This window comes from Profundibacter sp. (assembly GCF_965277155.1).
Taxonomy (GTDB): Bacteria; Pseudomonadota; Alphaproteobacteria; order Rhodobacterales; family Rhodobacteraceae; genus Profundibacter.
Genome location: NZ_CBDIBV010000004.1, coordinates 255079 through 269874, shown reverse-complemented (window position 1 = coordinate 269874; position 14796 = coordinate 255079). Strand labels below are relative to the sequence as shown.

Annotated in this window: 13 protein-coding genes and 1 pseudogene; 6 read left to right on the top strand and 8 right to left on the bottom strand. The window is 57.5% G+C overall.

Annotation, left to right across the window (positions count from 1 at the left end; all coding sequences use genetic code 11):
- Positions 1-2 precede the first annotated feature (2 nt).
- Positions 3-734, bottom strand: a complete 732-nt coding sequence (gene istB / locus ACQY4M_RS03315) for an IS21-like element helper ATPase IstB (RefSeq protein ID WP_428539322.1) — start codon at positions 732-734, stop codon at positions 3-5.
- The gene (gene istA / locus ACQY4M_RS03310; protein WP_428541110.1) at positions 731-1771 is read right to left on the bottom strand and encodes an IS21 family transposase; all 1041 of its coding nucleotides are present in this window, start codon (positions 1769-1771) and stop codon (positions 731-733) included. The genes istB and istA overlap by 4 nt, the downstream gene beginning before the upstream one ends.
- Positions 1772-1883: 112 nt before the next feature.
- On the opposite strand from istA, the gene ACQY4M_RS03305 reads away from it, so the two are divergent.
- The gene (locus tag ACQY4M_RS03305) at positions 1884-3110 is read left to right on the top strand and encodes an IS256 family transposase (protein ID WP_428539582.1); all 1227 of its coding nucleotides are present in this window, start codon (positions 1884-1886) and stop codon (positions 3108-3110) included.
- Positions 3111-3451: 341 nt separating this feature from the next.
- Positions 3452-4117, top strand: a pseudogene (locus ACQY4M_RS03300) (recombinase family protein); the annotation flags it as partial.
- On the opposite strand, the gene ACQY4M_RS03295 reads toward ACQY4M_RS03300, so the two are convergent.
- The 4 genes from ACQY4M_RS03295 to ACQY4M_RS03280 all read right to left on the bottom strand — a co-directional run bounded on the left by ACQY4M_RS03295 (position 4117) and on the right by ACQY4M_RS03280 (position 7618).
- Positions 4117-4518: a hypothetical protein gene (locus tag ACQY4M_RS03295; RefSeq protein WP_428540769.1), complete on the bottom strand. Its 402-nt coding sequence runs from the start codon at positions 4516-4518 to the stop codon at positions 4117-4119. The pseudogene ACQY4M_RS03300 and the gene ACQY4M_RS03295 sit on opposite strands and share 1 nt — an antisense overlap.
- 26 nt (positions 4519-4544) lie before the next feature.
- The gene (locus tag ACQY4M_RS03290; RefSeq protein ID WP_428539759.1) at positions 4545-5216 is read right to left on the bottom strand and encodes an IS1595 family transposase; all 672 of its coding nucleotides are present in this window, start codon (positions 5214-5216) and stop codon (positions 4545-4547) included.
- Positions 5217-5482: 266 nt separating this feature from the next.
- Positions 5483-6268, bottom strand: coding sequence for a lysostaphin resistance A-like protein (locus ACQY4M_RS03285; RefSeq protein ID WP_428540766.1), 786 nt, complete (start codon positions 6266-6268; stop codon positions 5483-5485).
- Positions 6269-6391: 123 nt separating this feature from the next.
- On the bottom strand, positions 6392-7618 hold the full coding sequence (locus ACQY4M_RS03280) for an IS256 family transposase (protein WP_428539582.1): 1227 nt from the start codon (positions 7616-7618) through the stop codon (positions 6392-6394).
- Between the two features lie 226 nt (positions 7619-7844).
- Here ACQY4M_RS03280 and ACQY4M_RS03275 point away from each other — a divergent pair, with 226 nt between their 5' ends.
- Positions 7845-8168 carry a winged helix-turn-helix transcriptional regulator gene (locus ACQY4M_RS03275; RefSeq protein ID WP_428540763.1) on the top strand — a complete coding sequence of 108 codons (324 nt, stop codon included), beginning with the start codon at positions 7845-7847 and terminating at the stop codon, positions 8166-8168.
- Here ACQY4M_RS03275 and ACQY4M_RS03270 read toward each other — a convergent pair.
- Positions 8165-8917, bottom strand: coding sequence for an SDR family oxidoreductase (locus ACQY4M_RS03270; RefSeq protein ID WP_428540760.1), 753 nt, complete (start codon positions 8915-8917; stop codon positions 8165-8167). The two genes, ACQY4M_RS03275 and ACQY4M_RS03270, sit on opposite strands and share 4 nt — an antisense overlap.
- 1 nt (position 8918) lies before the next feature.
- Complete coding sequence (gene pepN, locus ACQY4M_RS03265; protein ID WP_428540757.1) at positions 8919-11471, bottom strand: aminopeptidase N; 2553 nt, start codon at positions 11469-11471, stop codon at positions 8919-8921.
- A gap of 210 nt (positions 11472-11681) precedes the next feature.
- On the opposite strand from pepN, the gene ACQY4M_RS03260 reads away from it, so the two are divergent.
- From ACQY4M_RS03260 to ACQY4M_RS03250, 3 genes are all read left to right on the top strand, one after another.
- Positions 11682-12814 (top strand): IS3 family transposase gene (locus tag ACQY4M_RS03260; protein ID WP_428539245.1). Its coding sequence is split into 2 segments (ribosomal slippage): positions 11682-11934 and positions 11934-12814, totalling 1134 coding nucleotides; the frame shifts between segments, so codons are not numbered across the junction.
- Between the two features lie 198 nt (positions 12815-13012).
- Positions 13013-14056: an IS5 family transposase gene (locus ACQY4M_RS03255; protein WP_428539221.1), complete on the top strand. Its 1044-nt coding sequence runs from the start codon at positions 13013-13015 to the stop codon at positions 14054-14056.
- 48 nt (positions 14057-14104) lie between these two features.
- Positions 14105-14707, top strand: a complete 603-nt coding sequence (locus ACQY4M_RS03250) for a Hint domain-containing protein (RefSeq protein WP_428540754.1) — start codon at positions 14105-14107, stop codon at positions 14705-14707.
- Positions 14708-14796 lie beyond the last annotated feature (89 nt).

Genomic DNA, 14796 nt, shown 5'->3' with positions numbered 1-14796 from the left:
GGCTAGTTTTTTCTACGGCGTTTACTCTGGGCGAACCGGTATGAGGTATTGCCGGTTTCGATGATGTTGCAGTGATGAGTGACGCGATCCAGAAGGGCGGTTGTCATCTTGGCATCCCCGAAGACCGAGACCCATTCACCGAACTCAAGGTTGGTTGTGATGATGATGCTGGTCTTCTCGTAGAGCTTGCTGATCAGATGGAAGAGCAACGCGCCACCGGATTTGGGAAACGGGATGTAGCCCAGCTCGTCGATGATGACGCAGTCCAAAGCCGAGAGCTGCCGGATGATCTTCCCTGCATTGCCGTCGGCCTGTTCCTTGATCAGGGCGTTGATCAGATCGACGGCGTTGAAGAAGCGCGCCTTCTTGCCGTTGTTGATCAGCGTCGTTCCCAGCGCGATGGCGATGTGGGTTTTGCCCGTGCCGGTTCCGCCCACCAGGATGAGGTTATGGGCCTCCTCTGTGAACTGGCCGGTGCAGAATGGTTCGATCTGGGCCTGGGTGAGGGCGGCGGCGCTGTAATCGAAGGTGGCGAAGTCCTTGTGATGGGGGAACTTCGCAACCCTCATTTGATACTGGATGGAGCGCACCCGGCGCTCTACAGTCTCGGCGTCGATCAGTTGCCTTATCGCTGTGGTCAGACTTGGCGGCTTGCGCGCGGACAGCAGATCATGGGCGCAAGCTGCCATTCCATGCAACCTGAGGGCTGTCAGTTGGTCGATCAAGGCATTCATACGGCAACCTCCTCAGCCGAGCACAGGGTCTCATAGCGTTTGCAATCGGCTTCGGGCCGCAAGGTCAGCTGCGGATAAGCGCAGGCATCGCTGAGCGGTGTGATGACCGGTTCCACCAACTGGTTGATCAGATTGATGATGGCGGGCAGCCGCAGGGTGTTTTGTGCCACCGCCAGATTGCAGGCCGTCTCGACCACCTCGATCCCGTGATCCTGTGCCAGCAGGAGCAGGTCGACGAACTCCCGATCCCCGCCTTTACCAGCCATGTAATGTTCCCTGATCCGATGCATGGCCTCGGGCAGTTCCCAGCCCACAAAGGGGGCGCCATTGCGCAGGGCACCAGGCTTGCGGTCCAGCAGGGGAACGTAATGCCAGGGCTCGAAATAGCTGATATTGCGGGTAAAATGACGCCTGTGCTCGGCAATCACATCCTGACCGGAGACCACCACGATCCGGCCGGCATAGGCGCGTAGCGACACATGATGCCCGGCAAAGCGGGAGGGCACGCTGTAGCGATTGCTGGCATATTGAACCAGGCAGGTGGAGCGGACACGGACGGTCTTTTCCACGTAGCCGTCGAAGGCCCGACCCAGGGGGCGCAGTTCGGCGCGCTCGTCTTCGAACACTTCGGTAATCGTGCGATCCTGCTGCTCGGGATGGGGACGCTCTGCCAGATCTTCGCAACGCAGACGCAGCCACGCGTTCAGCGCCTCGAGATCATCAAAGGCCGGTTCGGGAACGAACAACCGGCCCCGCAAGAACTGGACCTGGTTCTCGACCTGTCCCTTCTCCCAGCCCGCAGCGGGCGTGCAGGCCACCGGCTCCATCACATAGTGGTTCATCAAGGCCAGGAACCGGGGATGGAATATCCGCTCCTTCGAGCGCGAAACGTAGGTCACCATGGTCTTGGGGTTGTCGATGATCACCCTGCGCGGAACGCCTCCGTAAAAGGACAGCGCCTGCACGAAAGCATCCAGCACCATCTCCTGGGCTTCACCGGGATAGGCAATCACGAAAGGCTTGCGGCTGTGACACAGGCGGAAATGAGCTGGTAGTGTCGCGAGTTTGGTGGAAATTCGAGGACGGCGTAATCTCCGGGTGCATCGAAGCCACCCAACCGGCGGCTGGAACCGCCAAGGAGATCACGCCATGACAAAGAATACAGCAACATCGACATCCGCGCTACTGGCCAATGAAGCAGGCTATGACCCGATTGAAGACCGGCTGCGCCAGAACATCCGCGCGACGATCGAGGCGGTTTTCGAAGAGGAGCTGGAGCAGTTTCTGGGCCGTTGCCGGTATGGCCGCAGCGGCGGGGCAAAGGCCGGATACCGCCACGGGCATCGCGAGCGGCAACTGGTCGGAACATTTGGAACCGAAACGGTGCGCGTGCCGCGTGCGCGGATCACAGGCGAGGCCGGCAAGGCCAGAGAATGGCGCTCGAAGGCATTGCCCCGCTACCAGCGGCTGACGAAGAAGGCCGAGGCGCTGATCGCTGCTGTCTACCTTTCGGGCACCAACACACGGCGGGTAAAACGCGCCCTGTTCGGCCTGTTTCAGGGGGCGGTCAGCAAGGATGTGGTGAGCCGCGCCTGGCGCAAGGTGAAGGTGGACTGGCAGGCGTGGTGCGCCCGCAGCCTTGCGGATGAAGACATCGTGCGGCTGATCCTGGACGGCACCGTGATCAAAACGCGGATTGACAGGAAGGCCACCAATATCTCGGTTCTGGCCGCGATTGGCGTGCGCCGGGATGGGCAGAAGGTCTTGTTATCACTGATGAACATGGGCGGCGAAAGCACCTCCGCCTGGCGTCAGTTCATCAACGATCTGGATGCGCGCGGGTTGAAACGGCCCGAATTTGTCATCGTGGACGGGGCACCGGGACTTGAGGTCGCTCTCATTGCCCTCTGGGGTGAAGATCTGCCGATCCAGAGGTGCACGGTGCACAAGCACCGCAACCTTCTGGCCAAGGCACCCAAGCGTATGCATGATGAGTTGACAGAAGATTACCGCGACATGATCTACGCCAAAACACCCGAGGAAATCGCCACCCGCCGCAAGGCATTTCTGCGAAAATGGCGGCTGAAATGCAAGGCCGTCGCTGACAGCTTGGAAGAAGCAGGAGATAAGCTTTTCACCTTCACGCGTCTGCCACAAGGCCAGTGGAAATCGGCCAGAACGACAAATGCGATCGAACGCCTGAACGAGGAATTCCGCCGCCGCATCAAGACCCAGACCGTGCTGCCATGCGCCGAGACCGTGCCGATGCTGCTTTGGGCTCTGATGGCCTCGGGGCAGATCGTCATGCGAAAGGTCGATGGCTGGGAAACGCTCGCTCAGCCCGTCGCCGACGCAACCCTTGACCAAGCCGCCTGACCGGCGCATAACTCAACCCGCTCGGAGGTGCCTGAAATCAATTTCCACCACTTTCGAGACACAACCCCGACTTCCTACATTATTCACTTTTTCGACCAGATTACCCCCACTATTGCCCAGGAGCAACCTGTGGGTAAGTAATTGAAAAATAAAGGTGCAATCCCACTATACTCACATTATTTAATAATTTTCCTACATAATGGATGGACTCTTGCCCTCCCGTTTCCTACGATCCGGACGAATCAAGCCGCGCCTTCCGGTACTCTGGCCTGACGACACCAGGGTTTTGGAAAGGATCAATTTTGACAGCGGCAAAGGAATTATGTGGATCGGAAGAAGACATGCGTCCCGTGATCCGGGCGGCCGAATATGTGCGCATGTCGACCGAGCATCAAAAATATTCCACCGAGAACCAGGGCGAAGCGATTCGTGCCTATGCCAGCACCCACGGTATGAAGATCGTGCGCACCTATGCTGACGCGGGCAAGAGCGGGCTTAGCATCAAGGGGCGCGACGCGCTCCAGCGCATCATCGAGGATGTCGAAACCGGCGCGGCGGATTTCGAGGTCATTCTGGTTTATGACATCAGCCGCTGGGGCCGGTTTCAGGATGCGGATGAATCCGCCTATTACGAATACATCTGCCGACGCGCCGACATTCAGGTCCAGTATTGCGCCGAGCAGTTCGAGAATGACGGCAGCCCCGTCGCCACCATCGTCAAAGGCGTGAAACGGGCGATGGCGGGCGAATACAGCCGAGAACTGTCGGTCAAGGTCTTTGCTGGGCAGTGCCGCCTGATCGAGCTGGGCTACCGCCAGGGCGGCCCGGCCGGATTTGGGCTGCGCCGCGTCCTGATCGGCGAGAATGGCGAGAGGAAAGCCGAGCTGGCGCGAGGTGAACACAAGAGCCTGCAGACCGACCGCGTCGTCCTCGCCCCCGGCTCGGCCGAGGAAGTCGAGATCGTGCGCGATATCTATCGCCAGTGCATCGAGGACGGAAAGCCAGATTAAGCCTCTGTAAAATCAGGAAGCCCGAAGTTTGCATTGACATCATGTAGATATGAATAAGGGTTTCCCCCGCGCGATTTTCGACCAGCCAGATACCCTCTAACCCCAATATCTGCTGCAGCAAGTGCGGCCCCTGCCCCGAGCAGGGCAGGTTGGCCCAGATCGGTAAAATATGCCAGTGCGCCAGCAGATGGCACAGAAACTGTAATAGCTCTGTACGCCCCTTCCCACGCGGTTGCTATGCTATTGCCGTCAAGCTCTCGTTTTAGGGCTCGCAAACTTGGTTCGATTTTTTGCTCGTAAATCTGTTGGGCCCTATTGAAAGTCTCCCACCCGTTGATCACTTCATCCTGGCTCGCCAATTGACTGGAAAGTTCTGAAATCTGCGCGGCAAATTCCAAGTATTGATCTTTCCTTTGGGTCATGCCTAGCTGAGCGGGTTTTCTCTGAGGTAGCTTAGCAGTATCTTGTACTTGTTCAAGTTGCGATGATTATAGCGCCATTCTGTTTCCTTGAGATGCAAATGGAAGGTGTGTTTGGGAAGGCCCTTGAACTTGGCAAGGCGTAGTTTGGCCAATCCCCAGAAGCCTTCGATGCCGTTGATGTGCACGCGGCCACGCGCGAATTCATCCTTGGAATGGTCGACACGGAAGTGCCCGTATCCCAAATCCACCAAACCGTTATAGCCGCGCCAGCCGTCTGTGTTGATCACGGATGCCGGATCAACCCGACCGCGGATAATCCCTTGCAGGGTTGGCTTTGAGCAGTCCGGTACGATCTCGGTGTAGACCTTTCCGTCACGCTCGAAGACGCCAAACACGGTCGTCTTCCCATAAGCCCCGCGTCCGCGCTTGCCTTTCACACGTCGCGCGCCAAAGAAGCTTTCGTCCACTTCTATGATGCCGAACATCGGACGCTGTGCCTCGCAGGCCAAAAGGATACGCTCGCGCAAAGCGCGGTAAAACCGATTGACGGTATTGCGGTTGAGACCCGAGAGCTGGGTAGCCTGGGTGGCCGTCAGATCAGCGGCAAAATACCGAACAATCTCGCGGATTTTCTTCTCTGAAACGCGGGAACCGTGTGCGTATCTATTCTTCATGCCTTTTCATAGCCTTATGACAATTTATTGTCACTCAGCTAGGCATGACCCTTCTTACCCTTACCGCCTTGCTTAAAGCGTTTCGGCTTTTCGTTGAAACACTTGTCATACCCTGCCAGTGAGGCAGTGATTGCGCAGCAATGGCGTTCACTGGCAGGGCATGATCCAATATTAAGTCGAAACGCTATAATTGTTCCCTTAAAGGCCCAAATATACACGCTCGGGCCAGTTGGGCCAAACTCGCGAACAACTCGCTGATCTGCCCGTCAGGGCTGGTGCTTGTGGCTTTCATCTCGCCTTTCTCGGTGGCGTAGCGACGCTGGTGGAAATATCCAGATAGAAAACCAGAGGATGGCGGCTTCAGCGATTATCAGCGGGCGCAGCAGGTTGGCTATCTCGGCAGGGGGGCCGCTGAGGCTGGTCAAGCCGCCGATGAGCAGGAAATCCCACAGCCAATGCAGCACCATCAGCGGCCAGATCGCCCCAAGGCGGATGGCGATCGGCGCATAGACCAAGCCGACCAGGAAGGTGAATTTCAGCTGCGCAACAACACCCGCACCGTTCACCCCGCCAAAATAATTGACCGAATGCAGCAGGGAAAAGGTCACCGCGCTCACCAGCATTGCCACCCAGACAGAGCCGTTTTTCAGGAACCCGCGTAGCACCACGCCGCGATAGACAAGTTCTTCGGAAATACCGACCAGAAGCGTGGTCAGTCCGACCAGCGCAAACACCCCGAGCCGTTCACCCGGCAACTGGATATGTGACAGAAGAACGATCCAGCCCCAGACAATAATCACCCCGGGCGGCAGCAGCCACAAAAGCTCTCTTGCGTCTGCAATTTTCCCCATTCCGACCTCGGGCCAGTTGTAAAACGCCCTGATCCAGAAAACCGCCAGCGCCAGAAGAACCAGTTCGACCCAGGACAGGACACGCACAAAGTACGGATCGCCATAGGCATACCCCGCCCAGTGGAGCGAGACATACATGCCCACGCCAATAATCGCCGTGTAAAGGGCCGCCAAAAGGAGTGCATTCAGTTTGACAGACATGTTGTTCCTTTCAAGTATTGCGGGCGGTCCTGATAATCACATTGAACCACCCCGAGGGGTTGTGTCTCGAAAGTGGTGGAAATTGATTTCAGGCACCTCCGAGCGGGTTGAGTTATGCGCCGGTCAGGCGGCTTGGTCAAGGGTTGCGTCGGCGACGGGCTGAGCGAGCGTTTCCCAGCCATCGACCTTTCGCATGACGATCTGCCCCGAGGCCATCAGAGCCCAAAGCAGCATCGGCACGGTCTCGGCGCATGGCAGCACGGTCTGGGTCTTGATGCGGCGGCGGAATTCCTCGTTCAGGCGTTCGATCGCATTTGTCGTTCTGGCCGATTTCCACTGGCCTTGTGGCAGACGCGTGAAGGTGAAAAGCTTATCTCCTGCTTCTTCCAAGCTGTCAGCGACGGCCTTGCATTTCAGCCGCCATTTTCGCAGAAATGCCTTGCGGCGGGTGGCGATTTCCTCGGGTGTTTTGGCGTAGATCATGTCGCGGTAATCTTCTGTCAACTCATCATGCATACGCTTGGGTGCCTTGGCCAGAAGGTTGCGGTGCTTGTGCACCGTGCACCTCTGGATCGGCAGATCTTCACCCCAGAGGGCAATGAGAGCGACCTCAAGTCCCGGTGCCCCGTCCACGATGACAAATTCGGGCCGTTTCAACCCGCGCGCATCCAGATCGTTGATGAACTGACGCCAGGCGGAGGTGCTTTCGCCGCCCATGTTCATCAGTGATAACAAGACCTTCTGCCCATCCCGGCGCACGCCAATCGCGGCCAGAACCGAGATATTGGTGGCCTTCCTGTCAATCCGCGTTTTGATCACGGTGCCGTCCAGGATCAGCCGCACGATGTCTTCATCCGCAAGGCTGCGGGCGCACCACGCCTGCCAGTCCACCTTCACCTTGCGCCAGGCGCGGCTCACCACATCCTTGCTGACCGCCCCCTGAAACAGGCCGAACAGGGCGCGTTTTACCCGCCGTGTGTTGGTGCCCGAAAGGTAGACAGCAGCGATCAGCGCCTCGGCCTTCTTCGTCAGCCGCTGGTAGCGGGGCAATGCCTTCGAGCGCCATTCTCTGGCCTTGCCGGCCTCGCCTGTGATCCGCGCACGCGGCACGCGCACCGTTTCGGTTCCAAATGTTCCGACCAGTTGCCGCTCGCGATGCCCGTGGCGGTATCCGGCCTTTGCCCCGCCGCTGCGGCCATACCGGCAACGGCCCAGAAACTGCTCCAGCTCCTCTTCGAAAACCGCCTCGATCGTCGCGCGGATGTTCTGGCGCAGCCGGTCTTCAATCGGGTCATAGCCTGCTTCATTGGCCAGTAGCGCGGATGTCGATGTTGCTGTATTCTTTGTCATGGCGTGATCTCCTTGGCGGTTCCAGCCGCCGGTTGGGTGGCTTCGATGCACCCGGAGATTACGCCGTCCTCGAATTTCCACCAAACTCGCGACACTACCATGAAAAAATCCAGAAATAGGTCAAACATTGGCAGGTTCCTTTGATTTCTAAAAGCTATCATATAAGTAGTATCTATTGAATAAGGAGTCAATTCACATCTGGAAATTAGTTTGATAAGGTTTGGACATGAAAGCGGTTGATCGAAATATTTGCCCGATAACGCGGGCTTCCAGAATTATAGGTGATCAATGGTCACTGCTGATCCTGCGCGAGCTTTTTTTTCAGGAACCGCGCCGTTTTCGGGATTTCGAGGAACTGCTGGGGGTCAGTCCAAACACGCTTTCGGCGCGCCTGAAAAAGCTGGAGCAGGCACAGATGGTCAAACGGCAGATGTATTCAACCCACCCGCCGCGGGCCGAGTATTACCTGACCGAAAAAGGCCGGGCCTTTGGGCCGGTTCTGGAAGCGCTCTATAAGTGGGGCGATGCCCATACGCCAAAAGAATCCTAACGCCCGCCAGATACATCCAGCGTGCTGCCGGTGACATAGGAGGCCTTGTCCGAGATCAGCCAAAGGGCAGCTTCGGCAATCTCTTCGGCTGTGCCCATGCGTTTCATCGGAATCCAGCCTTCCATCCGCTTGCCGCGTTCCGGCTCGCCGCCCTTGGCGTGAATTTCCGTGTCGATGATGCCCGGGCGGATGCCGACCACTCGGATGCCCTCTTTTGCGACCTCCTGCGCAAGTCCGATGGTCATCGTGTCGATCGCGCCTTTGGTGGCGGCGTAATCGACATATTGCTTGCCCGCGCCCAGTTTGGCCGCGATCGAGGACATGTTGACGATAACCCCGCCTTTGCCACCGTATTTCGTGGACATCCGGCGCACGGCCTGCCCCGCCACCAGAAAGGCCCCGATTACGTTGACATCAAAGATGCGGCGCAGGCGGGCGTGGTCGATTTCATCCACACGCGCCTTTACATCGACGATGCCAGCGTTGTTCACCAGCGCGTCCAGATGGTGGAAATCCTTGTCAAAAGCGGCAAACATTGCGTCAATCTGCGCAGGATCGGCTACATCGCAACAGTATATTTCACAACGCTGCCCACCGGCCCGCACATCCTCTGCCACGGTCTGTGCCGCCGCTTGTCCGGTCCGGTAGGTCAGCGCCACGTCAAACCCTTGCTTGGCCGCCATCCGCGCCACGGCCGCACCGATGCCTGCACTTCCGCCCGTGATCAAAACGACCTTTCGATCCGCCATATCAGCCCTCCAGTATCCGCTGCACCATTTCCGTGGTGTCGCCGGACAGATCGGGGGTGTTCCTGATCCGCTCCAGTTCGGCCCGCATCAGGGTTTGCCGCCCCTCGTCATACCGTCGCCAGCTTTGGTAGGCGGTGATCATGCGGGCCGTGGTTTGCGGGTTCACGGGGTCCAGTCTGATCAGCCAGTCGGCCAGTAACCTGTAGGATGCGCCGGAGGGATCGTGAAATCCTGCCGCGTTCATTGCCAAGGCCCCGAATACGGCGCGGAAACGGTTCGGGTTTTTCATGTCGAAATCGGGGTGACGGGTCAGGGCGTCGGCAATTGCGGCCGCTTTTTCGGGGGCAGCCACAGCCACCTGAAGCCCGAACCATTTGTCGATTACCAGACGGTCATGCGCCCATTGATCGTAAAAGGCGGCCAGTTCATTCGCGCCAGTTTCGGCCTCCAGCAAGCAAGCCAGGGCACCGAATTGCTGGGTCATATTGTTAGCCGCACCATATTGCGCCCGCGCCTGATCTCCGCCGTCTTGCCGTGTTATCAATGCCAAAACTGCCCCTTGCAGAGTGCGTTTGCCTGCGGGTTCGGGATCGGACGAATAAGGGGCAGGGGTGTGCATTTCGGCGTAAAGGCGCGGCAGCAGATCCTGCAATTCCTGCGCCTTGGCCTGCGCCATGGTTTCCGCCGCGCGATAGATGCGCATCGGATCCGGCGTGTGGCCGGTTTCAAACAGGGTTTTTGCAATGTCGTCTTGTGATGGGGTGCGCATCAGCAGGGCGCGATAGGCCGGATCAACTGTGTTGTCGCGTAACACATGGGCCAGCGCCTTCAGGTATCCGGTATCGGACGCGGCCCCGTCCGTGACCATGCGTAACAGGCTGTCCTTGGCCAGATCGCGCCCTGCCTCCCATTTGTTAAAGGCATCGGTGTCATGGGCCAGCAGGAAGGCGCGTTCTTCGTTGTCGGTATCACGGCGCAGCACCACAGGGGCGGAAAAGCCGCGCAGGATTGAAGGCACAGGTTTGGCCGACAGCCCGTCAAAGCTGAAACTCTGCTCGGCCTTTGTCATCTCCAGCACCACGGTTTCCTGCACCTCATCGCCATTCGGCCCCAGCAGACCAATCGCAATAGGCAGCACTTGGGGCTGTTTTGCATCCTGCCCCGGTGTAGGTGGGGTTTCTTGTTTAAAATGAAGGGTGTAGGTACCGTCCTTATAGTCATCTGTCACCGTCAGAACCGGCGTGCCGGCCTGTGAATACCAGCGCTTGAACTGTGTCAGATCGCGGCCGGTGGTATCCTCGAACACCTTCAGCCAATCCTCGATTGTCACGGCCTGCCCGTCATGGCGTTCAAAATACAGATCCAGCGCCTGCCCGTAGGCCTTATCACCCACCAGCCGTTTCAGCATCCGCACTACCTCGGCGCCTTTTTCATAGATGGTTGCGGTGTAGAAGTTGTTGATTTCAACGAAACTGTCGGGGCGTACGGGATGGGCCAGCGGGCCTTGGTCTTCGCTGAATTGCCGCCCGCGCAGGGCAAGCACATCGTTGATCCGTTTCACCCCGTGGCCGCGCATATCGCCGGTGAAGGATTGATCGCGAAACACCGTCAGACCCTCTTTTAGACACAGCTGGAACCAGTCGCGGCAGGTGATGCGGTTGCCGGTCCAGTTGTGGAAATATTCATGCGCAATGATTGCCTCGATCCGCTCGAAATTGGCATCCGTTGCGGTTTCGGGGCTGGCCAGCACGCAGGACGAATTGAAGATATTCAGCCCCTTGTTTTCCATTGCCCCCATGTTGAAATCATCCACCGCAACGATGTTGAACAGGTCCAGATCATATTCGCGCCCGTAAACATCTTCGTCCCACTTCATCGACTTTTTCAGCGCTTCCATGCCAAAGGCGCATTTGTCGATGTCGTCAGGCCGCACCCAGATGTTCAGATCCACCTTGCGGCCCGATCTGGTGGTGAATGTGTCGGGGTGGTTGCGCAAGTCCCCGGCTACCAGCGCAAACAGGTAGGATGGCTTGGGCCACGGATCGTGCCATTCGGCCCAGCCATCGCCACTGGCGGTGGGGTTGCCGTTGGACAATAGCACCGGCAGATCACCTTCGATCCGCACGCTGAAGGTGGCCATCACATCAGGGCGGTCGGGGTAATAGGTGATGCGGCGAAAGCCCTCGGCCTCGCATTGGGTGCAATACATGCCGTTTGACATATAAAGCCCTTCAAGCGCGGTGTTGTCCTGCGGGTTGATTTCGACCTCGGCCTCCCATGTGAAGGGGGCGTCGGGCGCTTGCACGGCCAGGCCCTTGTCGGTGACATGGGGCTTCCAGTCCTGCCCATCGATCGCGGCGCGGATCAGGGTCAGATGTTCGCCATGCAGGAAAAATTCGCGGCTGTCGTTGGCCGGATTGGGTATAAAGCGGATTTTCGATATCACGCGGGTGGATTTGGGCGACAGTTTGAAGGTCAGATGCACCGTGTCCACCAGATAAGCGGGGGGAGTGTAATCTTTCAGGTAAATCTTTTGCGTGTTGTCAGAGGACATTCGTCATTCCTTGGTCCATGGAAAGCCTGTGAATCCACTGGAATATCAGGCGGTTGATTGTTGGTTCGGCTTGTTACGCGGCAGGGTTGTCTTGCCGCCGATACTTGTTCTTGGCACAGCAGAATGTTAAAGAAAAGATCAAGCAGAGGTGGTCGCGGAAATTCGGACCAGTTGTTAAGGTGGATCGACTTATGAGAAAGACGATTCAAAATGACGAAACGAAAGAACCATTCTCCCGAATTCAAAGCCCGCGTTGCGCTTGAAGCAATCCGCGAGGAAATGACGATGGCGGAGCTGTCGAAGAAGTATGGTGTGCATCCAACCCAGATTGGCACATGGAAACGAGCAGCGATTGAAAACATGGCCACGGCATTTTCCAGACGGGGCCGTGATCCTGATCGGGTTGATGAAGCCCAGATTGAGAAGCTGCACTCCAAGATTGGTCAGCTGGTCGTGGAACGGGATTTTTTAGCCAACGCCTCGCAACAGTTGCTCGGGAAGCGAGGCAAAAAATGGTGAGCCGTGAGCATGATCTGAGTGTGCGACGACAATGCGGGCTACTTTCTCTGGCGCGCTCGAACCTGTATTACCAGCCAAAAGGCGAAAGTGCTGAAAATTTGCGGTTCATGACAATAATCGACAAGCAATTCTTGCAGACGCCGTGGTATGGATCACGGCAAATGGCCCGGCACATGCAGCGCCAAGGTTACAAGTGTGGTCGCCACAGGGTCCGCCGTTTGATGCGGCTGATGCGGTTGGTTCCGATCTACCAGACGCCCAACACGAGCAAGAAACATCCGCAGCATAAGATCTACCCGTATCTGCTGCGAGACCTGACGATTGATCGTCCAAACCATGTGTGGTGCGTAGATATCACCTACATTCCGATGCAGCGCGGGTTCCTCTATTTGGTCGCGATCATGGACTGGCACAGCCGCAAGGTTTTGAGCTGGAGATTGTCAAACAGCATGGAGGCAGATTTTTGCGTTGAAGCCCTGAAAGAGGCTATGGCCAAATACGGCAAGCCCGATATCATGAACAGCGACCAGGGCAGCCAGTTCACCGGGTTTGAATGGACGCAGGCGCTGAAAGAAGCCGACGTGAAAATCTCGATGGATGGCAAAGGTCGCTGGGTCGATAACCGGATGATCGAGCGGCTTTGGCGATCCTTGAAATACGAATGCATTTACCTCAACGCATTTGAAACGGGTTCGCAGACCCGCGCCGGGATCGGGAAATGGTTGGCTTACTACAACACCGAGCGCCCGCATTCCACCCACGGAATATTGACCCCGGATGAAGCCTATGACAGAAAAACAAAACCAATGAGTTTGGCAGCCTAAATGAAACCCTGATCCATCTTAAACTGGCTGCTGACTGGTCAAAAAAGTGGGACCACCTCTAGCCGAGTGTAATGGTTCAAGCGTAAGATAGTGAGTATAGGTGTAATGAGTTACTTTTTAAAGACCTCTGCATAACATCGGGATTCCCCCGGGTTGGCCGTTTTGGTAAGCTAGCCGGGAAATCTCTGGGGTGAATAGATGGACCTTTTCCTGCACGAAGCGGCGGCACGGATCGGCGCGGATGACGTTCTGTCGAAGATCGACGCGCTGATGGATTGGAACTCGTTTTTGCCGATCCTGCGGCGCGGTCTGGGGCGCTCGGGGATCGGGCCTCAGGGCTATGATCCGCTGGTTCTGTTCAAGTGTCTTCTGGTTGGCCAGTGGCACGGGCTGAGCGACCCGAAGCTGGAGCGGGCCTTGAAGGTGCGGCTGGATTTCATGCTGTTCTGCGGGCTCGATCTGCACGCGTCGGTGCCGGATGAGACGACCCACTGCCGGTTCCGCAATGCGCTGGTCCGGGGTGGCGTTTACGATGAGCTGCTGGCCGAGGTCTGCCGCCAGATCGAGGCGCATGGGCTGAAGCTGAAAGAGGCTGAGGCGGCGATCATTGATGCGACCCTGATCGCGGCGGCGGCGCGCCCGCGCACCCATATCGACGCCCCGCAGGACCGGGCAGAGGACGGGGCAAGGGAAGGGACGCCGGATGATCCGCCCGAGGTCTCACCCGACGGGGCACAGCTGCATTTCAGCGCCGACCCTGATGCCCGCTGGGTCAAGAAGGGCCGCAAGAGCACGCTCGGCTACAAGGGCTTTGCCCGCTGCGACGAAGAGGGCTTTATCGACAAGGTGCACACCACGCCCGCCAATGCCGCCGAAAGCCCCGAATTCGCCACCATGATCGCGGGCGCAAAGGCGCAGCGGGTGCTGGCCGACAAGGCCTATGCGAGCAAGGCCAACCGCCAGATGCTGCGCGGCAAATACCGCGACGGCATCCTGCGCAAGGCAGCGCGCGGCCGCCCCCTGCGGCAATCGGAGAAACGCTTCAACCGGCTGATTTCGAAACGCCGCTTCCGCATCGAGCAGACTTTCGGCACGATGAAACGCCTCTTCGGCCTGCAGCGGGCGAGATATTTCGGGCGCGCCAGGGTGCATGCCCAGATGGTCATGGCCGCCATCGCGCAAAACCTGCTCAAGGCCGCAAACAGGATCACCCTCAACCCGCAAACCCCCGCAATCGCATAGCCCCAAACCCCGCCACCCGTCTGTCCGCCGGACCCGCAGGGGCGCAAGGTGGGCGGCCGAAATCTTGCTTCAACCGAAAGCCATGGCCTCATGCAGAGGTCTTTTTTATATGTTTACAGCCCGTCAGATTTTGTAAATCCACCCCCCAATGAATCCGGCGGGGCAGCAAGTGGCTCAGCGCCCTTCACGCTTGAGTTGAAACCGGGTGCGACGCCGACAATAATTGAAATAACCGACGACGAAGCCGTTTTTGACGAGATTGACGGCTCTCAAGTCCTGACCAATAGTATTAATCTGGATGGCACAAGTTATTCTGCGGGGACAAGCATCCACTCTGCTTATGATTTGATCAACACTGCCACTGGTCATAAAATCACATCAATGCATTTTGGCGGAGACGGTTATGAGCAGGGGGCGGTGCATGGTATTGCTTCAACCGTCGAGCTGGTTCCGGGCACGGTCTATACCTTTAATACCGAACGCACGTCATACACACAAAACAACCAGTATTCCGATTACTTTGCCTGTTTTGTCAAAGGCAGCCTGATAGAAACAGCCCAGGGGCAGGTTGCTGTCGAAAATCTGCGGGTTGGCGACATGGTGAAAACACAGGACCACGGGTTTCAACCCATTCGTTGGATAGCAGTGTGAATCGGCGTGCAAAACTGACCCACTTGGGTGGGTTATGAGCGAGTAAAATTGACCCACCTGTTTCGTTAACATCCGCGCAAAATTGTGCG

What these genes read in the sequence shown, in the direction of transcription:
- ACQY4M_RS03270 (WP_428540760.1), bottom strand. Translation starts at nt 8,917, where the DNA reads ATGGCGGATCGAAAGGTCGTTTTGATCACGGGCGGAAGTGCAGGCATC.
- ACQY4M_RS03290 (WP_428539759.1), bottom strand. Translation starts at nt 5,216, where the DNA reads ATGAAGAATAGATACGCACACGGTTCCCGCGTTTCAGAGAAGAAAATC.
- istB (WP_428539322.1), bottom strand. Translation starts at nt 734, where the DNA reads ATGAATGCCTTGATCGACCAACTGACAGCCCTCAGGTTGCATGGAATG.
- ACQY4M_RS03305 (WP_428539582.1), top strand. Translation starts at nt 1,884, where the DNA reads ATGACAAAGAATACAGCAACATCGACATCCGCGCTACTGGCCAATGAA.
- ACQY4M_RS03280 (WP_428539582.1), bottom strand. Translation starts at nt 7,618, where the DNA reads ATGACAAAGAATACAGCAACATCGACATCCGCGCTACTGGCCAATGAA.
- ACQY4M_RS03275 (WP_428540763.1), top strand. Translation starts at nt 7,845, where the DNA reads ATGAAAGCGGTTGATCGAAATATTTGCCCGATAACGCGGGCTTCCAGA.
- pepN (WP_428540757.1), bottom strand. Translation starts at nt 11,471, where the DNA reads ATGTCCTCTGACAACACGCAAAAGATTTACCTGAAAGATTACACTCCC.
- ACQY4M_RS03285 (WP_428540766.1), bottom strand. Translation starts at nt 6,268, where the DNA reads ATGTCTGTCAAACTGAATGCACTCCTTTTGGCGGCCCTTTACACGGCG.
- ACQY4M_RS03255 (WP_428539221.1), top strand. Translation starts at nt 13,013, where the DNA reads ATGGACCTTTTCCTGCACGAAGCGGCGGCACGGATCGGCGCGGATGAC.